This is a genomic window from Type-E symbiont of Plautia stali, assembly GCF_059731115.1.
Genome location: NZ_AP035906.1, coordinates 3,831,223 through 3,850,873 on the forward strand (window position 1 = coordinate 3,831,223; position 19,651 = coordinate 3,850,873).

20 protein-coding genes are annotated in these 19,651 nt (G+C 53.9%); 7 read left to right on the plus strand and 13 right to left on the minus strand.

Annotated elements, in window-relative coordinates; genetic code table 11:
* Positions 1–48 precede the first annotated feature (48 nt).
* Positions 49–579, plus strand: a complete 531-nt coding sequence (gene ppa / locus AC6I8L_RS17620) for an inorganic diphosphatase (protein WP_034829250.1) — start codon at positions 49–51, stop codon at positions 577–579.
* A gap of 54 nt (positions 580–633) precedes the next feature.
* Here the strand turns inward: ppa and AC6I8L_RS17625 are convergent, their stop codons facing one another.
* Genes AC6I8L_RS17625 through tamA form a run of 3 tightly spaced genes read right to left on the minus strand, consistent with a single transcriptional unit; the run spans position 634 to position 6,496 of the window.
* A complete protein-coding gene (locus tag AC6I8L_RS17625) occupies positions 634–987 on the minus strand; it encodes a gamma-glutamylcyclotransferase family protein (protein WP_034829253.1) in 354 nt (117 codons plus the stop codon).
* A 2-nt stretch (positions 988–989) separates the two neighbouring features.
* Positions 990–4,760 carry an autotransporter assembly complex protein TamB gene (tamB, locus tag AC6I8L_RS17630; protein ID WP_058959545.1) on the minus strand — a complete coding sequence of 1,257 codons (3,771 nt, stop codon included), beginning with the start codon at positions 4,758–4,760 and terminating at the stop codon, positions 990–992.
* The gene (gene tamA / locus AC6I8L_RS17635) at positions 4,757–6,496 is read right to left on the minus strand and encodes an autotransporter assembly complex protein TamA (RefSeq protein ID WP_058959546.1); all 1,740 of its coding nucleotides are present in this window, start codon (positions 6,494–6,496) and stop codon (positions 4,757–4,759) included. The genes tamB and tamA overlap by 4 nt, the downstream gene beginning before the upstream one ends.
* 449 nt (positions 6,497–6,945) lie before the next feature.
* Here tamA and paeA point away from each other — a divergent pair, with 449 nt between their 5' ends.
* Positions 6,946–8,283, plus strand: a complete 1,338-nt coding sequence (paeA, locus tag AC6I8L_RS17640) for a polyamine export protein PaeA (protein ID WP_034829259.1) — start codon at positions 6,946–6,948, stop codon at positions 8,281–8,283.
* Positions 8,284–8,369: 86 nt separating this feature from the next.
* Here paeA and AC6I8L_RS17645 read toward each other — a convergent pair whose 3' ends face one another.
* Positions 8,370–8,576: a DUF1107 domain-containing protein gene (locus AC6I8L_RS17645; RefSeq protein ID WP_031280153.1), complete on the minus strand. Its 207-nt coding sequence runs from the start codon at positions 8,574–8,576 to the stop codon at positions 8,370–8,372.
* Between the two features lie 313 nt (positions 8,577–8,889).
* Between AC6I8L_RS17645 and AC6I8L_RS17650 the strand changes: the two genes are divergently transcribed.
* The gene (locus AC6I8L_RS17650; RefSeq protein ID WP_058959547.1) at positions 8,890–9,444 is read left to right on the plus strand and encodes a YtfJ family protein; all 555 of its coding nucleotides are present in this window, start codon (positions 8,890–8,892) and stop codon (positions 9,442–9,444) included.
* A gap of 111 nt (positions 9,445–9,555) precedes the next feature.
* Here AC6I8L_RS17650 and cysQ read toward each other — a convergent pair whose 3' ends face one another.
* Complete coding sequence (gene cysQ / locus AC6I8L_RS17655; protein ID WP_034829301.1) at positions 9,556–10,302, minus strand: 3'(2'),5'-bisphosphate nucleotidase CysQ; 747 nt, start codon at positions 10,300–10,302, stop codon at positions 9,556–9,558.
* Between the two features lie 293 nt (positions 10,303–10,595).
* On the opposite strand from cysQ, the gene AC6I8L_RS17660 reads away from it, so the two are divergent.
* Entirely contained in the window at positions 10,596–12,542 is a 1,947-nt protein-coding gene (locus tag AC6I8L_RS17660; protein ID WP_058959548.1) for a bifunctional 2',3'-cyclic-nucleotide 2'-phosphodiesterase/3'-nucleotidase, read from the plus strand.
* 4 nt (positions 12,543–12,546) lie between these two features.
* On the opposite strand, the gene AC6I8L_RS17665 is transcribed toward AC6I8L_RS17660, so the two are convergent.
* From AC6I8L_RS17665 to bamJ, 3 genes are all read right to left on the minus strand, one after another.
* A complete protein-coding gene (locus AC6I8L_RS17665; RefSeq protein ID WP_034829305.1) occupies positions 12,547–12,852 on the minus strand; it encodes a type II toxin-antitoxin system RelE/ParE family toxin in 306 nt (101 codons plus the stop codon).
* On the minus strand, positions 12,853–13,101 hold the full coding sequence (locus AC6I8L_RS17670; RefSeq protein WP_038644444.1) for a type II toxin-antitoxin system Phd/YefM family antitoxin: 249 nt from the start codon (positions 13,099–13,101) through the stop codon (positions 12,853–12,855).
* 121 nt (positions 13,102–13,222) lie between these two features.
* Positions 13,223–13,843 carry a BamJ family beta-barrel-assembly machinery protein gene (gene bamJ / locus AC6I8L_RS17675; protein ID WP_034829310.1) on the minus strand — a complete coding sequence of 207 codons (621 nt, stop codon included), beginning with the start codon at positions 13,841–13,843 and terminating at the stop codon, positions 13,223–13,225.
* A gap of 214 nt (positions 13,844–14,057) precedes the next feature.
* On the opposite strand from bamJ, the gene AC6I8L_RS17680 reads away from it, so the two are divergent.
* Positions 14,058–14,714 carry an OapA family protein gene (locus AC6I8L_RS17680; protein ID WP_153012265.1) on the plus strand — a complete coding sequence of 219 codons (657 nt, stop codon included), beginning with the start codon at positions 14,058–14,060 and terminating at the stop codon, positions 14,712–14,714.
* Between the two features lie 58 nt (positions 14,715–14,772).
* On the opposite strand, the gene rplI is transcribed toward AC6I8L_RS17680, so the two are convergent.
* From rplI to rpsF, 4 genes are read right to left on the minus strand one after another with little or no spacing between them, the layout of a single operon-like run.
* Positions 14,773–15,222, minus strand: a complete 450-nt coding sequence (gene rplI / locus AC6I8L_RS17685) for a 50S ribosomal protein L9 (RefSeq protein ID WP_034829315.1) — start codon at positions 15,220–15,222, stop codon at positions 14,773–14,775.
* Between the two features lie 39 nt (positions 15,223–15,261).
* Positions 15,262–15,489 (minus strand): 30S ribosomal protein S18, encoded by a 228-nt coding sequence (rpsR, locus tag AC6I8L_RS17690; protein ID WP_002210155.1) that lies wholly within the window; start codon positions 15,487–15,489, stop codon positions 15,262–15,264.
* 4 nt (positions 15,490–15,493) lie between these two features.
* Complete coding sequence (gene priB, locus AC6I8L_RS17695) at positions 15,494–15,811, minus strand: primosomal replication protein N (RefSeq protein ID WP_034829319.1); 318 nt, start codon at positions 15,809–15,811, stop codon at positions 15,494–15,496.
* Positions 15,812–15,817: 6 nt separating this feature from the next.
* Positions 15,818–16,213, minus strand: a complete 396-nt coding sequence (gene rpsF / locus AC6I8L_RS17700) for a 30S ribosomal protein S6 (RefSeq protein WP_034829324.1) — start codon at positions 16,211–16,213, stop codon at positions 15,818–15,820.
* A gap of 383 nt (positions 16,214–16,596) precedes the next feature.
* On the opposite strand from rpsF, the gene AC6I8L_RS17705 reads away from it, so the two are divergent.
* Complete coding sequence (locus tag AC6I8L_RS17705; protein ID WP_034829327.1) at positions 16,597–16,803, plus strand: hypothetical protein; 207 nt, start codon at positions 16,597–16,599, stop codon at positions 16,801–16,803.
* A gap of 47 nt (positions 16,804–16,850) precedes the next feature.
* On the opposite strand, the gene yjfP is transcribed toward AC6I8L_RS17705, so the two are convergent.
* Entirely contained in the window at positions 16,851–17,600 is a 750-nt protein-coding gene (gene yjfP / locus AC6I8L_RS17710) for an esterase (RefSeq protein WP_058959549.1), read from the minus strand.
* Between the two features lie 160 nt (positions 17,601–17,760).
* Between yjfP and AC6I8L_RS17715 the strand changes: the two genes are divergently transcribed.
* Entirely contained in the window at positions 17,761–19,626 is a 1,866-nt protein-coding gene (locus AC6I8L_RS17715) for a methyl-accepting chemotaxis protein (protein ID WP_498013942.1), read from the plus strand.
* Positions 19,627–19,651: the final 25 nt, after the last annotated feature.

Sequence of the window (19,651 nt, forward strand, 5' to 3'; positions counted from 1 at the left end):
TGGCTATAATAGCCGTCACTCAACATACGACCAATGAAGGAAAGCCAGATGAGTTTGAACCAGGTGCCTGCAGGTAAAGAACTGCCAGAAGATATCTATGTCGTTATCGAGATCCCAGCTAACGCCGATCCGATCAAATATGAAGTGGACAAAGAGTCTGGCGCCCTGTTTGTAGACCGTTTCATGTCTACCGCCATGTTCTATCCGTGCAACTACGGTTACATCAACCACACCCTGTCTCTGGATGGTGATCCGGTTGACGTGCTGGTACCAACCCCGTATCCGCTGGTGCCGGGCTCAGTGATTCGCTGCCGTCCAGTTGGCGTGCTGAAAATGACCGACGAGTCTGGCGAAGATGCCAAACTGGTTGCGGTTCCGCATACCAAACTGAGCAAAGAATACGATCACATCAAAGATGTGAACGACCTGCCAGAACTGCTGAAAGCGCAGATCACCCACTTCTTCGAGCACTACAAAGATCTGGAAAAAGGCAAATGGGTAAAAGTTGACGGCTGGGACAACGCTGAAGCGGCCAAAGCTGAAATCATCTCTTCTTACGAGCGCGCACAGAAGAAATAATCTTCTCTGCCTCGCAAGCATAAAAAAACACCGTCCAATGGACGGTGTTTTTATTTATGCCTCGGGTGCGTCGTCGCGCTTTAGCCAGTCACCGCTCGCAATGCGGGTGCGACCCGCAATCGAACGCTGATAGACATACAGCCAGGCACTGCCGTAAGGCGTCTGGATGAGTTGGCGTTTGTATTCGCCATTCTTGGTGCGCAAGGCATCGAGTTCGCCAAGCGTGCTGGCGTCGATGCGATACACTTCGCAGAAGACGGTTCCCTCATCTTCAACGACGCCCGGGTAGTGACCCAGATTGTAGAGCGCAAACCCTTCAATCTGATGGTCGCCGAGCCATTGCGCATTCGTCATCCAGTGACTGTTTCCCTGTTTGCGCCGTAAACTGCCGTAGACAATTATTCGCATTGCTAAAACTCAAACTGATAGAGCAAATCCAGTGCCTGATCGAGACCGGACACGGCTTCCAAATAGAGTTTGGGCATCAGGCGGTAACGCAAGGTTAACGTCGCCAGTGAATCAAATATGCCAACACCGTATTTTACTTGTAGACCCGGCAGTACATAACCGCTCACCTGCACCTGCTGGCTGTCGCCCACACCGGTGGTATCAAGTGCGAGGTTACTGACGCCGAATGTCTCGCCGATTTTACCCATAACCTGACCACTTTGTGCAACCCCTAACCCCACAAGTGCTGAAGTTAATGCATTACTGTCGCCATCACTGCTGAGTCCCTGACCGCGTAATAAGTAAGAAAGCGCTTCCTGCTGCGACATGGCGGGGTCAGAGAACACCTCGACTTTCGGCTCATCGGCCAGGCCGGTGACGCGAATACCGGCGGTGACATCATCTTCGGTGGCTTCCGGGTTACGTATCGCTTCAAGGTTAACGTACGGCTGATCTGGCGGCCCGGCAAACTGCAACTCGCCTTTACGCACAATCAGATCCTGCCCGTAAGCGTGGAAGCGGCCATCAGGAATATTGATCTGTCCGTTTAAGCCCAGACCGGTTTTATCTTGCACCAGTTTAAGATCGCCATTCAGCTTGGCTTTCAGACCAAAGGCTGACAGCCGCACATCGTTGCCGACGTGGATCACCAGGTTGCTATTGATCGGGATCGCAGCAGTTTTTGGCTGGATCGGTTTGAGATTCTGATCCAGCATCACTTCATCCGAGGAGACGCCCGTCGCACTTTCCGGCACTTCCTGCACCGTGATGCGCGCCCACGGAATATCCACTTTGCCATCCAGATTGAAGGCGGCTGGCGTGGCTTCAAACACCAGGTCCGGCGAAACATCCATACGCACCATCGGTGGCACGGTGACACGAATACGGTTGCCCTGCGCGGTGATGCGCGCACGCCAGTTATCCAGCTGGCTCCAGTCGGCATTGCCGCCCAGATTGAGGTTGCCCTGCGTCGTCTGTAACAGGCCGTTAAGCGTCGAACTCATGCCATTGAACACCATGTTCAGATTGGCGGAGGTGAGTGTGACCGGCATAAAGCTGGCCTGCACGTTGACATCGCTCAACCCCAACTGGCCAAACACCTGCGGCTGTTGCAGTGTGCCGCCCAGACGCAAGTTGCTGTTGAGGTTGCCTTTAATCTTTTCACCCTGCATCAACGCCGGATTGAACATCGCCAGCGACAGATTGCTGATACCAATATTACCTGACAGCTGGCGACGGGTTTGCGGATCGGCAATCTGCACATTACCGCTCAGCTGGCCGTTGTTGACGATGTGAATCAGCCAATCGAGTTGGGCACGACCGTTGCGCATTGCGGCATTCAGATTAAGCGTGTCAAAGGCGATCGGCAGCGTGTTGCCCTGCACGTCTTGTTCGACTTTCACGCCGTTACCTTTCAGCGAGACCGTACCGGTTGGCAGCGCGCCGTCGGCGGTCCAGTTCACACGCGCATCCCCACTGAATACGCCATTAAGCTTGGTGGCATCCGTGAGGAAAGGTTTGATCATCGCCAGATCAAAACGGTTCAGCACCACATGAGCATGACCGCTGGCCCCGGCTTCAATCGGCTCGGGTACGCACAGTTGCGCGTTCGGGTTCTGCCAGCAGTGTGGACCGATGGTGGCGGTCTGCTTAGTGTTGAGGTAATCAATCGCCATCGCACGCGTCAGACGCCATTCGCCGACCGGGGTATCAAAGTGCGTGTTGTTGAGATTGCCCTGCCAGCGTTCGGTTTTGCGATCAAAGCTGCCGTTGAGCGTTAACTGGCCAGAGACCGGTTCGCCCTCGACGTTCAGTTTGAGCTGATGCTGCTTCTCGTTGCCGTCAGCGTTCAGCGTCAACAGATTGATCTTCAGCGCATCCTGTTGCAGTTGTTCGACGCGCAACTGCAGCTTGCCGGCGATCTGATCGCTGGATTTCACATCACCTTCCAGCGCCACACGACGAATCTGCAGCTGCTGCCAGCGCAAGCCGGTTGCCGTGAGATCGGCCAGTAGCTGCGGTGCCTGCAAGGTGCCGCGTGCTTTTACCGTGCCTTTCGCCACGCCGCCGAGTCCCGGCAGTGCGTTATCCAGATGCGGCGCATCAATATTGGCATCCAGGTTGAGCGTGTCGCCCAGCTCACCTTTCACGTCCAGATGGTTGCGGCCCAGCGCGATATTAATGCTCGGGATTTTCCACTGGTTATAGCTGTTGCCGGTGAGTGAGCCATTGGCGCTGACGGCGTTCTGCTTCACGTTCCCTTTCAGCTCCAGCTGCGGCACGCTGAGCTGCCAGCTTCCGCCGTACAGGCTGCCACGCGTGGCGATTTTGCCGTCGAGTTTGGCAGGCCAGTCCGGGTACTGTTTGGCGGTGTTGATGCCGGATAGCGTCAGTTCGCTGCGCCAGCTGATGGCTTTGCTCCAGTCCACCAGCGCGGTTAAATCAACGTTACCCTGCAGTGCCGCCACGCGCAGCTTGTCCAGACTGAACTGCTGCACGTTGCCTTTGCCATCAAGCGCAATGGTCGCCGGCGGCACGGCTTCGCCTTTCACAGCGGTGCGCAGTGACATCACATAATCAGTGGCTTTGCCTTTGAACTGATAATCGAGGTTATCCGCCTGATACTGCACCGGGCCGGTAAGCGGCCAGCGCAACTCCGGGCTGGTGAGTTTCAGTGACAGTGGCAGACCCGCCACCGCCGGTTGCGCAGCGGCATCCAGCTGTGCGCGGACCGGACCAGAGAGATTCAGCCCCAACTTAAGCTCTTCACGCATCGCACCGCTGAGGTTCATTTTGATCTTCTCGCCCTTGATCGGATCGAGATTTAACGATCCGCTGAGCGCGAAATTCACTGGCCAGTTATCCGCCAATTGCGCATCACCGCTCGCATTCACCTGCCCTTGCGGTGAATCGATGTCAAAGGTTTCTAACTGAAGATGGCGGTCAGCGGTTTTGGCTTTCAGCAACAGACGGGTAATCGACACATCGGTATCGCCGGTCAGGCGCAGCTGTTCGCCGAGCAGCTCCTGAACGGTAATATCCAGCGGCAGCTGGAAGTCAGGCAGTTCGGGTAACAGCGGTTTGGCAAACATCTCTTGCAGCGTTTCACCCAAGGGTTTCTCATCCGGCTGCGGCTGTTGCACTTTCGGCTGCACCACTTGCTCATCAACCACTTTCGCCGCCTTCGGCAGCGCTATCAGCAGGCTTTGAATATGCGTTGGGGTTAACGTCAGCGCGCGACCCTGCCAGTTGAGGCCGGTGGTGAAGTCCAGCAGCGAGATGGACGTGTCATCCACTTTGACGTTGATGTTGTGCAGCCCGACCTTGCTGAGCGTTATCGGATACGGCGTGGTCAGGTTGGTGCTACCGCTCTCTTCCTGCGGCGGTGGTGCAGCGGCCGGGGCCATTTTCTTGCTATCGACCACCACGCTGACATCCTGCAAGCCGATGTCATTCACGCACACCGACGAGTGCAGCAGGCAGTTCAGGTTGAGCGCCAAATGGAAGCGTCCAGCATCCACGCTGACGCCCGGCATCTCATACTTCACACCACTCAGCGTCAGATCGCGCCAGCCACCTTCGACTTTGTTGATCGATAAACCAGGCACCCAGCGATCGGCACCTTTCAGCACCAGATGCAATCCGGGCGTAGTACCAATCAGAAAAGCCACGCTGCCAAACAGCACCACCAGAAAAATACCGAATCCAATCAGGACCTTTTTCCACAGCTTCATAGTTCAGGCCCCAGTCCTACATAGAATTGCAAACCATGTTCCTTGTCATCGCCAATCGGCCGTGCGATATCAAATTTGATTGGCCCGACCGGAGAAGCCCAGCGCACGCCAATACCAGCACCGGTTTTAAAATCACTCTGTTTGATGTCGTTTACCGCTTCACCGGAATCGACAAACACCGCGCCCCACCACTTGCCGGTCACGTTGTATTGATACTCCAGCGAGCCGGTGGCCATTTTGGAGGCACCGGTCAGCTTGCCGTCACTGTCGCGCGGCGAGACATCTTTGTATTTGTAGCCGCGAATACTGCGGTCGCCCCCGGCGAAGAAGCGCAGATCCGGCGGAACTTTGTCGAAGTCGTTGGTCTCGATCCAGCCCAGGTTACCGCGTACCACAAAGCGATTTTTCTCGCCCAGCATACGGATCCAGACGTTTTGCGCCTGCAGGATCAGGAAGTCGACATCCGATCCCCAGGTGGTATCGGAGACATCGACGGAATAACGCTGCGAATCGCCCCAGGTCGGCATCAAGCCACCGCGTGAACGCGTGCGGCTCAAACTCACGCCCGGATAGAGCAGCATGGTGGTGTTGGTGACACTGCCTTGGGTGAAGTGATCGAGACTCCACTTCAGGTTAACCGCGCGCTGCCAGCCAGAGCTGCTGTCCCAGTTACGCGACACGCCCAGCGTGGTGGTATCGGCTTTGGTGTCGTTGAGATCGGTACGCTTCAAACCACCGGAGAAGGTGTAATACTGCTCCAGCGGGCTTTTCAGCAAGGGCACTTTATAGCTGAGATCGAGCTGTTGTTCAGGTGCGGAAATATAGGAGCTGGCAGTGAGGCTATGACCGCTGCTATTGATCCACGGCTTTTTCCACGTGCCTTTCAGGCGCGGGCCGACATCGGTGGAATAGCCGACACCGGCTTCGATGGTGTTTTCAACGCGTGGCGAAACGGCAGCATTCAGCGGCAGCACTTTGGTCTGGCGACCTTTGTCGAATTCCGGGGCAACGACCACCGAGTTAAACCAGCCCGTGGCTGACAAGCGGCGGTTTAATTCCGCCAGATCGCGCGAGCTGTAAGGGTCGCCCTTTTTGAACGGCACCAGATTACGCAGATAGGCTTCGTTGATTTGCGAGCCCTGGAAGCTGACATCGCCAAAACGGTAGCGCGGGCCACTGTCGTAATCGATATCCCAGAATGCTTCACGTCTTTCGACCGAAACGCCAAGCTGGCTTTGCTTAAAGTCACCGTCGAAGTAACCATTACGCAGTGCCAGGCTGGAGAAGCCATTTTTAAATTTGTCGTATTCGCCGTGATTGAGCTGGGTGCCGACTTTCGGCGTGCCCTGCTTCACCCAGGCTTTATAATCATCATCATTTTTCGCCGCACCTTCGACCACGATGTGGCTGCCACCGATTTTCACCGGTTCGCCCGGCTTAACGTGGGCGATAAGCACCGGTCGACCGCCCTGCGGCGGCGCGGGACGTGATTCGAAATCGATTTCAGGTTCGTAATAACCGAGTGCCCGCAAGCCTTCTTTAATCGCCTGCGAGACACGCGCCTGGAAGCGCCCATCACTCGACACTTCGTCAGTTCCAATGGTGGACAAGCGCGCCCTGACGTTCTTCTGTAAATCCCCGGTTAGCCCTTCCAGCTGCAAGCGCACTTTCGCTGCCTCAACGGCAGGTGCAGCAAGCAACAGGCTGGCCAAACAATAAATATGCAATCGCGGCACGCGTACTCCTGTTAATAATGCCTGCCCCTTATTCCGCAGGGGCGTTATTTCTCATCGGAGGCTATCACCACCACTCGCTTACCCATCAGCATAGCCGCTCTTTTTGGCGGATGGCTGAGGAAAAATGGTCACTAAGCCAAATCATTTCCTATTGTCGGTAAATGGAGGTGGCGATACAACACCGAAGCCGCACTTCTGCGACTGAGGGGAGTGCACTCGGATTATTCCGGCCTCCTTGTGCGCGCCTCTGGCGGCGGCATAAGCGCTGCTGCTATAATCAGCACCCAGCAGGCATGACCTGCTTTCCTTTCTGCCCCGACGTTAACGTTCCTTGTCGAAATGGCGCAGACATTTTTGGCACGGATAGCCCTGTATGACAGGCGAATACTGGATGTTCTCCTGCGCTGCCCAGGCCAAAAATGACAAGTGATTAACCCAACGGATCTTTTATGCTCGATAGCTTACTTGTCATTCTTTTACTGATTGTGATCAGTTCATTCTTTTCTCTTTCTGAGATCTCGCTGGCGGCTGCCCGTAAGATCAAACTTAAACTGCTGGCCGATGAAGGCAACATCAATGCGCAGCGCGTGCTGAAAATGCAGGAACAGCCTGGCATGTTCTTCACCGTGGTGCAGATTGGCCTCAATGCCGTGGCCATCCTCGGTGGTATTGTCGGCGATGCCGCGTTTTCCCCCGCCTTCAGCAGTTTATTTAGCCGCTTTATGGCCCCTGAACTGGCCGATCAGCTCAGCTTTATCTGTTCCTTCACCGTGGTCACCAGCCTGTTTATTTTGTTTGCCGATTTAACGCCGAAGCGTGTGGGGATGATCGCGCCGGAAGCGGTGGCGCTGCGCATCATCAATCCGATGCGCTTCTGCTTGCTGGTGATGCGTCCGCTGGTGTGGCTGTTTAACGGGCTGGCCAACGTGTTTTTCCGCATCTTCAAGCTGCCGATGGTGCGTAAAGACGACATCACCTCCGACGATATTTACGCGGTGGTGGAAGCCGGTGCTCTGGCTGGGGTGCTGCGTAAACAGGAACACGAACTGATCGAAAACGTCTTTGAGCTGGAATCGCGTACCGTCCCGTCTTCGATGACGTCACGCGAGAACGTGGTGTGGTTTGATCTGCACGAAGACGAAAACAGCCTCAAAACCAAAATCGCCCAGCATCCGCACTCAAAATTTCTGGTATGTGATGGCGACATCGATCATATCGTCGGTTATGTCGATTCCAAAGAGCTGCTGCTGCGCGTGCTGGGCAATCAGAGCCTGACCCTGAGCAGCGGCGTGCAGATTCGCTCTGCGCTGATTGTGCCGGACACATTAACGCTCTCTGAAGCGCTGGAAAGCTTTAAAACTGCTGGCGAAGACTTCGCGGTAATCATGAACGAATACGCGCTGGTGGTGGGGATCATTACCCTCAACGACGTGATGACCACGCTGATGGGTGATTTGGTCGGCCAGGGCCAGGAAGAGCAGATTGTGGCGCGTGATGAGAACTCATGGCTGGTTGAAGGCGGCACACCGATTGATGACGTGATGCGCGTGCTGGATATCGATGATTTCCCACAGTCCGGCAATTATGAAACCATTGGTGGTTTTATGATGTACATGCTGCGCAAAATCCCGAAACGCACCGATTTCGTCAAGTTCTCAGGTTACAAGTTTGAAGTGGTAGATATCGACAGTTATCGCATCGATCAGCTGCTGGTGACGCGTATTGACGATCGTCCACCGGTGCTGAGTGTGACGAAGAGCGCCACTGATGAGCTGGAGTCGCCATAGTACCGGGCGGCAGAAAAAAACAAGGCGCGATTTCTCGCGCCGCTACTGAGGGCGCCTGATTGCATGGCGCCCTTTCTTTTTACTGCTTAGTTGTACTCGGCTTGCAAACGCAGGACCTGGCGGTTGATCTCGGACATCACGCTAAGGTGCTGTTTATCTTTGACGCGGGGCAACATCACTTTGCCTTTATCGAACTCAAACGCGCCAACATCCTTGATATACAACCTTCCTTTAAAAAGCGTTTTTACGTATTTCGCAATTTGCAGCGGATTATAGCGCTGGAAGATTTTCATACTGTCTAACTCCTGAACAGATGTACTACGCTTCGTCGTTGCCAAATCCGGTACGAACCCATGAAGCGCAAATGAGGCATAACTATAGAACACCAATCGTTACGTATGTTCCGAAAAGGTGAATTTTTTACTGAATTGACACATTATTACAGAACACTCTGTTATGCCGTTCACAAAACCCAGTATAAACCCTCACTCATTAAGGAATTGTGGCGTGGGTTGCAAAGCTGTTAACTCATCGCGACAGGCGCATCATCCACACCTAATATTGCAAAAACATGAATAACTGGTCGGATCACTAAGGAGTATCACCATGCGTTTGGCACACTCTGTGTTAGCCCTGGCACTGCTGGTTCCCAGCCTTGTCTCAGCCCATGCTTTTGAGATCGGCGATCGTGTTCCGCCAGTGGGCGTGAGCGACAGAGGCGAACTGCTTTATCAACAAGATAAGTTTAGCTACCAACCGTGGAATAGCGCGCAGCTGAGTGGAAAAGTGCGTGTGATCTTACATATTGCCGGGCGTTCTTCGGCCAAAGAACAGAATGCCGCGCTGATTGAAGCGATCAAAGCGGCGAAATTCCCGCATGACCGTTACCAGACTACCACCATTGTGAACACCGACGATGCGATTCCCGGCACGGGGATGTTTGTGCGCAGCAGTATTGAGAGCAACAAGCAGCAATATCCGTGGTCGCAGTTCATTGTCGACAGCAATGGCAACGTGCGTAAGGTCTGGCAGTTGGAGAAAGGGGGTTCGGCAATTGTGGTGCTGGATAAGACCGGGCATGTGCGATATGCCAAAGAGGGTGCACTTACGCAGGATGAAGTGCAGCAGGCGATGAAACTCATCCGTGAGCTGTTGCAGTAAAAACGGAGGTCGCCATTAATGGCGACCCTGTGTTGCCCAGCCTGTCTTCTGTATTCATCCCGGTATGAATAGCGAAAACACAGGCTGCTTTCGCAAGGTGCGCGTCAGGAACTAAAAAAGCGAGACGCGGAAACCCGGATTCAGGAAGGATTCGCGCGGTGTGTAGTCGAGGGTTTTGCCCTGCCAGTCATGCACGTGGGCTCCCGCCGCAATCGCCACCGCGTGACCTGCTCCGGTATCCCAAATGTTGGTTGGCCCGAAACGTGGATAGAGCTGCGCTTTACCTTCCGCCACCAGACAGAATTTCAATGAAGAGCCAATTGCCGTGGTTTGATGTTCGCCTAACTGTGTCAGATACTCTTTCAGCTCTTCATCTTTATCCGCATGCGAGCGGCTGACAACCACCAGCAGTGGACGCGCCTCGCGCACCTGAATTTGCGTCTTATGGCCGCCCTCTTCTTTCCAGGCTTTGCCTTCTGCTGCCGAATACATCACACCCAACGCGGGCGCATAGACCACACCTAACACCGGCTTGCCGTTTTCAATCAGGGCAATATTGACGGTGAATTCACCGTTGCGCTTGATGAACTCTTTGGTGCCATCCAGCGGATCAACCAGCCAATATTTTTTCCAGTTCTGACGCACCGCCCAGCTCGGCGGATCTTCCTCTGATAACACCGGCACGTCTGGAGATAGCGCGGCCAACCCTTCAACGATGACTTTGTGCGCCGCGAGATCGGCAGCCGTGACCGGGGAATCATCTGACTTGCGCGTCACATCCATCGGCTGCTCACCCGCATAGACATGCATAATAGCATCGCCTGCTTCACGCGCCAGTTGGCTAATTTTATCTAACATTCTTCACCTCTTTTCCGCTGATTCTGCCTGTCAGACATCAACAGCTCACCTCTACACATTTTAGCAGTTGTGTTCCCATGCTTTGCGGCTGAACTGTCTGAAACGGCAATCTATATGATTATCAATACCATAGTTCATAGATGACGGCTATGGCGCGATGCTGATTCCCTTTCTAGCGGACAGCGAAGCCTGCTGATGCGTGAAAGTCTGAGACACATCACAAATTGAAATGATAATTCGTCATTGTTTTACATTATTTTGAGAGGCCCATTAGATCAGACAAGGAGCAAATCATGTTCAAAGCGAGCATGTCGTTACTGGCGCTGTGTGTGACGGCGGCCACGGTGCAAGCCGCTAAAGTGGATCTGCGCATTCTGGAAACCAACGATCTGCACAGTAATATGATGGATTTCGATTACTACAAAGACACACCAACTGAGAAATTTGGCCTGGTGCGCACCGCCACGCTGATTCAACAGGCACGCGCAGAAGCAAAAAACAGTGTGCTGGTCGATAACGGCGACATCATTCAGGGCAGCCCGCTGGGCGATTACATGGCGGCTAAGGGGCTGAAAAAAGGCGATGTGCACCCAGTATATAAAGCGATGAATACGCTGGATTACGCAGTAGGCAACTTAGGCAATCACGAATTCAATTACGGCTTACCCTATCTGCAAAAAGCGATTGCCGGCGCGCGTTTCCCCTATGTGAATGCCAATATTATCGATGGAAAAAGCGGAAAACCGCTGTTTAACCCCTATCTCATCCAGGAAACCACCGTTACCGACCGCAGCGGTAACCCGCATCGCTTAAAAATTGGCTACATCGGCTTCGTTCCACCGCAGATTATGGTGTGGGATCGCAACAATCTGCAGGGCAAAGTGCGCGTTGATGACATCACGGAAACAGCGAAGCGCTATGTGCCGGAAATGCGCGCAAAAGGTGCTGAAATAATCATCGCCATTCCGCACTCAGGTCTAAGCAGTGAGCCCTATCACGCCATGGCAGAGAATTCCGTATACTACCTCAGCCAGGTGCCGGGGATTAACGCCATTATGTTTGGTCACGCGCATGCGGTGTTCCCCAGTAAAGAGTTCGCGGCCATTCAGGGCGCTGACATTGCACAGGGCACACTAAACGGTGTTCCTTCTGTGATGCCCGGCATGTGGGGCGATCACCTCGGCGTGGTCGATCTGGTGCTGAATAACGAAGGCGGCAAGTGGCAGGTCATGCAGGGCAAGGCTGAAGCGCGGCCCATTTACGATCCGGTTGCTAAAAAATCACTGGCCGCAGAAGACAGCGGTCTGGTGAAAGTGCTGGAGCAGGATCACCGTGCCACGCGTGAGTTTGTTGCTAAGCCTATCGGTAAATCCGCCGATGTGATGTACAGCTATCTGTCGCTGGTGCAGGACGATCCCACTGTGCAGATCGTGAATAATGCCCAGCGCGCCTATGTTGAGCACTTTATTCAGGGCGATCCCGATCTCGGCCGCTTGCCAGTGCTTTCGGCTGCCGCACCGTTTAAAGCCGGTGGGCGTAAAAACGATCCCGCCAGCTATACCGAAGTAGAGAAAGGTGAACTGACCTTCCGCAATGCCGCCGACCTGTATCTTTATCCGAATACCCTGGTGGTGATGAAAGTCACCGGTGCACAGGTGAGAGAGTGGCTGGAATGCTCAGCCGCGCAGTTTAATCAGATCGATCCGCACAGCAGTAAACCGCAAGCGCTGATTAACTGGGATTTCCGCACCTACAACTTCGACGTGATTGATGGCGTCGATTACCAAATCGATGTGACGCAGCCTGCACGCTATGACGGCGAATGTACGTTGATTAACAAAGACGCTTCACGCATTAAGGATCTGACATGGCAGGGTAAGCCCATCGACCCTAATGCGGTATTCCTCGTCGCCACTAACAACTATCGTGCTTACGGCGGGAAGTTTGCCGGCACCGGCGATAAATACGTGGCGTTTGCTTCACCAGATGAGAACCGTTCAGTGGTCGCGGCTTATATCAGCAGCGAAACCAAAGTACACGGCGAAGTGAAACCGCAGGCCGATCATAACTGGCGTTTAGCGCCGATCAGCAGCGATACACCGCTGGATATTCGTTTTGAAACCGCACCGGGCGAGAAAGCCACGCAGTTTATTGAGAAGTACGCTGATTATCCGATGAAAGCTGTGGGCAGTGACGAGATCGGCTTTGCGATTTGGCAGGTAGATTTGCAGAAGCAGTAACAGGCTATAGCCGGGCTGCCAAATGAAGAGAGGGCACCCGGCTTTGATGCATCACCGCGAGCACAATAATTCCCTGTTGGATTGCCTGGTAATAAATCATATGACTCACAAAGGGAAAACTGAGTACACCTTCGGCGAGATCGGACGCTCTGCTGATCCCCATCGTCGGTAGTTCAGACAGCGTGTGCAATGTGCGCTGCAAACGTCTCAGGTATTGATGAGACTGCGCTTCGCCCCAGTGCTGCAAGGTGAACTGACGAATATCGACAAGATCCTGCCGCGCTTCATCCGTGAGCTGAAATTTGGCCATTTAATCCAGTAATTGATTGAAAAATGTTTCACCGTCGGTCAGTCGTCCGTTGGCAACGTCTTCCCTGGCTCGGGCAATTTTTTCCTGCAAAAACTGCTGCTTCATGAGTTCAATTGCCTGAAACTCTTCAGCAGATATGACAACAGCGACAGGTTTTCCGTTCCGACTGATTTGTACCGGTTCACGCTGAGCTTTGAGAAGCATATCCCCAAATTGGGTTTTAGCTTCGTTGGCAGAGAGTAAATACATTTCGCACCTTCCGCTTAAATCGTTCGATTCGCTCATTGTATTAGTCAATTGGGTAAAGATCAGCCAGATTTACAAACAATAAAACCGGCATTTATGCCGGTTTTAATGAATTGCTGAATGCTTACAGAATTTCCAGCAGCTCGACTTCGAACACCAGGGTGCTGAATGGTGGGATGGATGCGCCAGCACCGCGTTCGCCGTAGGCGAGGTTTTGTGGAATCACTAATTCCCACTTAGAACCCACTGGCATCAGGGTCAGCGCTTCAATCCAGCCCGCGATCACGCCGCTTACCGGGAATTCAGCCGGTTCGCCACGTGCCACTGAGCTATCAAACACCGTACCGTCGATCAGCTTGCCAGTGTAGTGCACACGAACACGATCCTGACGCGATGGGATTGGGCCATCGCCTTGAGTGATCACGCTGAACTGTAAACCAGATTCCGTGCTGCTCACGCCTTCACGCTGGGCGTTCTGCTCCAGGAATTTATGGCCATCAGCAGCCATCGCTTCCACACGCTCACGACGCACGCCTTCTGCACGTTCGTGCACTTCACGCAGCGCGCGATGTACCACGTCAACAGGCACAGCCGGTGAGTTCCCTTCCAGCGCGTCGCGCAGACCCGCGAGCAGTGCTTCTGGCTGCAGGCCCTGCAGTCCAGATTCCTGCAGCTGCTGGCCGACCTGTAAACCGATACCGTAACTTGCTTGTGATTCGACGCTGTCGAATGAAGGGGTGGTCATCTTGATTCCTTAATCCCGGAGAAAATAGAAACGGCAGCATAACAGCGCAGGCGGCTGGCGTAAAATCTGCAGCGCCGCAGATGACATTTACCAGGGAAAGAGAAACAATACGCAGGTCAAATTTTTCAATGCTGGCAGGCACTTCGCGCCCGCATTGCCCATACTATAGCTGTGGCAACGTTTTCGTCGTACAGCGCTAAGAAAGAGAGAATACATGGGCCAGATCGCCCCACGACGCCGCAGGACGCGCGCACCGCGTGCTTTTACTTTATCGAGGTTGCAACGTTGGCTGCCGCAATTTTCGCGCAAGGCCGCCAGCGAGGAGGATTCACGAATGGCTTCTGATACCCCTTCCCGCGTTCCCGCCGTGCTGCTGCGCGTCTGGCATCTGCTGGATGATGTGCGCTGGATGAACCCGCTACCGGCCTTCCATCGCCGTGGCATTGTGATTGCCTTACTGGTTCTGCTAATAGCGTTTCTCTGGCCGAGCAGTACGCCGCAATATCCCATTGAGCGCCCGGCAGATAACAGCAGCAAAGAGGTGCCGTTACAGGCAGAGATTTACGATAACAAGCAGCCGCAGAACACCCAACCGAAAACCGATTCTCAGGGTGAGTGGCACAACTATACTGTGGCATCAGGTCAGACGCTGGCACAGTTGTTCCGCGACAATAATCTGCCGGTGAATGATGTGTTCGCGATGGCACGCGTCGAGGGTGACGATCAGCCGCTTAGCGCATTGAAGAATGGCCAGCAGGTGAAGGTTCGTCAGAACGCGCAAGGCGTGGTGACAGGATTAACGGTGGATGGCAGCAACGGCCCGGTGTTATTTACTCGCCAGCCAGACGGCAGCTTTATCCGCGCTCAGTAAATCGCAGATACAAAAACGCCGGCACATGGCCGGCGTTTTCGCGTTACCGAGTAAAAAATTACTCAGCCACTACATTCACAACCAGTTTAGCGAATACTTCGCTATGAACCTGGAAGTCAACTTCGTGCTCACCGGTAGAACGCAGAACGCCGTTTGGCAGACGCACTTCGCTCTTAGCCACTTCAACGCCAGCTGCAGTCACTGCATCAGCGATGTCGCGAGTACCGATTGAACCGAACAGTTTACCTTCGTCGCCTGATTTAGACGCGATGGTAACGGTGCCCAGTGCATTGATTTTCTCTGCACGTGCGTTAGCAGCAGCCAGAACGTCAGCCAGTTTGGCTTCCAGTTCAGCGCGACGCGCTTCGAAGAACTCAACGTTTTTCTTAGTAGCAGGAACAGCTTTGCCCTGTGGAACCAGGAAGTTACGAGCGTAGCCCGCTTTAACGTTAACCTGATCACCCAGGCTGCCCAGGTTTGCTACTTTATCAAGCAGAATAACTTGCATTACCTTATCCTCTTAAAGTCGTTAATGGACAACTACCAATTACTGATGACGATCAGTGTATGGCAGCAGGGACAGGTAGCGAGCGCGCTTGATGCAACGAGCGAGCTGACGCTGGTATTTTGCACGAGTACCGGTGATACGGCTCGGGACAATTTTACCGCTTTCGGTAATGTAGTTTTTCAGTGTAGCGATATCTTTGTAATCAATCTCTACAACGCCTTCCGCGGTGAAACGGCAGAATTTGCGACGACGGAAATAACGTGCCATTTGGCTAGTCTCCAGAATCTATCAATTCAATCTGCTCGGCATGTAACACCATTCTACTCTGACCATTGCGTGCCTGATGGCAGCTAATGAAACCTTCGAGAACGAGTTGCGTACCGACCGTTATATGTTGAGTAATCACCTGATGGGTGCTGCCGCTGATAATCACCGGCATCTGACACCAGGCTTGCCGGTGAAAACCGGCTTCCTCCTGCACAGAACGGTGCTCAAGCACGAACTGGCAGTGAGGAATCCCTGACGGACTGACTTTTCGAACTGGCGTCTTGCACACAGTGCCTGACAGGCGCAGTCGATTTGCCGTCATGTCGGATTACTCTTCAGAATCCCCAGCATCTGAGTCATCTGATGATTCGTTAGCGAAGTCTTCGCGACGATCACGACGCTCATCTTTCGCTTTAACCATCGGAGATGCTTCAGTTACCGCGTGCTTAACGCGCATAACCATGCTGCGGATAACGGCGTCGTTGAAGCGGAAGTTAGTTTCCAGCTCGTCAATCACTTCCTGCGGTGCTTCTACGTTCAGCAGAACATAGTGAGCTTTGTGCAGTTTGTTGATTGGGTAAGCCAGCTGACGGCGGCCCCAGTCTTCCAGACGGTGAATCGTGCCCTGTGCACCGGTGATAGCACCAGTGTAACGCTCGATCATACCTGGAACCTGTTCGCTCTGGTCAGGATGGACCATAAATACGATTTCGTAATGACGCATCGATAGCTCCTTACGGATTATTCAGCCTCCTGTCGGGGTCAGCTGCGGCCCATGGAAGCAAGGAACGTTATAGGTTGTGAATCATTTAAATGAAACACACCTCTGAATGCAGCTGAAAAATTGACGCGTAATCATACTGGCGTCCCCCTGGAAACTCAAGCGCACAATTCATCAAATCGCGTGGGTCATGCCAGTTAAGCGCACCTTTTGTGCTAAGGATTAAGATTCAGCAGGTTAGCGAGGGTTTATTCAAAATTGCTGATGGAGGCGTTCAACAGGGCGATCTGGCATCAATGTGGCGAAGAACTAAACTATTTACAGGCGCAACGGTTTGGCTTATTCGCGGCGTCTGAGAGTGCAATCCCTGGAGTGAGGAGTCGAATATGAAAACCATCATTTTCGCCACTTTACTGGGTCTCTTCCTGTCTCCACCCGCTTTCGCCAGCTCCGCTGACTACGCGCAGCAGATGAGAAGTAACAGCAGCAATGCGGCTTCAGGCTATGTCTATGTCAACCGGCTGGATGCGCCTGGCAGTAACCCAGTCAGTGCGAATACCAGTGCAGCAGATCGTCTGTCTTCACAACTGTAAATCGGATGACGTAACGGGCTGGCTCACTTTGCCAGCCCGAGTTGTTTCTATAGCTGATGTTTGAAAAAACTCACCAGCGCGGTAAGGGCTGACGGCGTGATCTTATGGCCAATTTGCTTTTCCGACAGGTAGGTCATTTTTTCGTTCAACGCGGCTTCACGCAGCGCTTTCTCCAGCCGGACAGTTTCAGCAAAGGGCACCACTTCATCGGCTTCGCCGTGCCATAACAGCAACGGGCGATTGGCCAGCTTATCCAGCTGCTGGCTGGGATCGTAAGGCGCCAGCGGTGCGAGGCGGGCGGCAAAGGTCTCTTTTTGCTCTGGCGTACGCGCCACCAGCGGCGGGAACAGCGTATGACTGAGCTGCATAAAGTAACCGGAGCCCATCATACAAGCGACGCTATGAATCTGTGGATAGCGCACCATCGCGCCCAACGCCGTCATGCCGCCCATCGAAGCACCAGCCACTGCGAAGCGCTCATCGGCAATCCAGTCTTTCTCACGCAGCGCCGCTTCTAACAGCGACACTTCGTCGATGTTCTGTTTGAGGATCTCCCAGAAGTGCGTCATACGCGCTTCGGTATCCCCGTTGTAGCGCGCGCCATGCATGTCGGCATCCGGCATCACCACCCGGAACCCCGCCTGCGCCAGCGCCACCGCAAAGTAGCTGTACACTTCTTTGGATGAGGTAAAACCGTGATAAAACAGGATGGTGGGTAAACGTGCCTGCCGCTGTCCCGCGGGAGCCGCATGAATACACTCAATGCCTGCCAGGTTTTCCGTCGCCAACTCAATCATACCGCCTCCGTTGAGAATGATTATCACCCGTCACAGTGTAAGCGCTAAGCAGCAAAACGCGAGCGACTTCACATTTAATCAGAATAATTTCTGTACTAAACCTTTTGCCGCATTTGCCGTTGATCTTGTACCCCTCCAATAGTCTTGAAATAGGTACTTTATGAAGCGTCTCTCTCTCAGCGCCATGGGTCTCGGCATTAAACTGTCTGTATTGACGTCTTTAAGCGTGGCGACTGACGATATGCAGAATCAGGTGCTGGGCATTAATGAAATGGCCACCATGTTTAACGCCACGTTGTCTGAAGAAGTGGCGAACTACACCAAACTTTTCCAGAGCTTCCTGCCCAAGCGCTTTAGTCGTGATGAGAACGATCGCATTCAGGTCGGCGAATTCAGCACGCCTACGCTGCGCGCCGGGCTGAAAACCCTCAACCTCGATCAAGTCGCGGTGGATGATTTTCTCGATCGCACCGGTGCGGTGTCGACCATCTTTGTGCGTGACGGTGAAGACTATGTCCGTATCGCCACCTCGCTGAAAAAAGAGGATGGCAATCGTGCCATTGGCACCAAACTAGATCGCAGCAGCGCGGCATGGCGCAGCGTCAATCAGGGCGAAGTTTATCGCGGACTGGCCACGCTGTTTGGCCATCGTTATATCACCCAGTATCAGCCGGTGCAGGATGAGAGCGGCGCGGTGATCGCTATTCTGTTCGTTGGCGTACAGATCGATACGCAATACGCCCTGATGCGCGACAAAGTGCTGGTGCGCCATCTCGGCGACAGTGGCAACTTCTTTGTGTTAAACGGTGCCACCGGCAGCACGCAGGGACAGTATCTGTTTGATCGTCAATCAGAAGGCAAATTGCCGCGTTGGGATCAGACCGTCCAGCAGCAACTGTTAACCCAGCCAAAAGGGTTAATGAGTATTGAGCTCGATGGCGAGACTAAGTTATTGGCGTGGCAGCAACTGCCGGGCTGGAACTGGATTATTGCCGGAGAAGTGAGTCGCGCCAGCCTGCTGGCCCCGATTACCCAGAGCCGTAACCTGTTTATTGTGATTGGCTTTGCACTGGTGATCGCTTTCGCCGTGGGCTTTATCTGGTATAGCCGCCGCGCCATTACGCGTCCGTTGCAGCAGGTGATTCATCTGGCGGAGCAATATGCGGCCGGTAATTTGCAGGCGCATCTGGATTCCACCCGTCGTGACGAAATCGGCCAACTGGTAGCGGCGATTAACGGCATCGGCGATGGGCTGGAAAAAGTGGTGAGTCAGGTTCGCTATGCGGCACGCGATATCAGCCGTGGCACTGACACCATCGCTGCCAGTAGCTCCAGCATCAGTGAACAGATCAGCCGCCAGGCGAGTAGCGTGGAAGAGACCTCTGCCAGCATGGAGCAGTTTGGCGCAACCGTGGCGCAAACCGCGGCCAACGTGCGTCAGGCGATGGCGCTGGTCGGTGAAGCGGCCAGCACCGTTGATCACGGCGGCAGTACGGTGGCACGCTCTGTCGCAACCATGGCGGAGATCCGCGTGGCTTCACAGAGCATCGCCGATATCACCCATGTGATTGAATCGATCGCTTTCCAGACCAATATTCTGGCACTTAACGCGGCGGTGGAAGCAGCGCGTGCCGGTGAGCACGGCAAAGGCTTTGCCGTGGTGGCAGCGGAAGTGCGTGCGCTGGCGCAGCGCAGTGCCAATGCGGCTAAAGAGATCGATAATCTGATCGCCACCTCCATCGATAAAGTAGCGGCTGGCCATGCGCTGTCCGAGCAAACGCGCGATGCAATGCAGCATATCGTCAGCCATATTGAGCAGGTGAAAACGCTGATGGGCGAGATCAATATCGCTGCGCAAGAGCAGGCAGCGGGCATTGGCCAGGTCAATCTGGCAATGAATCACATTGGCCAGGCGACGCACCAAAGCAGCGATATGATCACTCAGTCCGAAACCACGGCGCAGACGTTGAGCCAGCAGGGTCATCATTTAACGCAGCTGGTGAGTGTTTTTCATCTGAAAGACTGATGTGTACAAGGAAGATGGCCTAAAC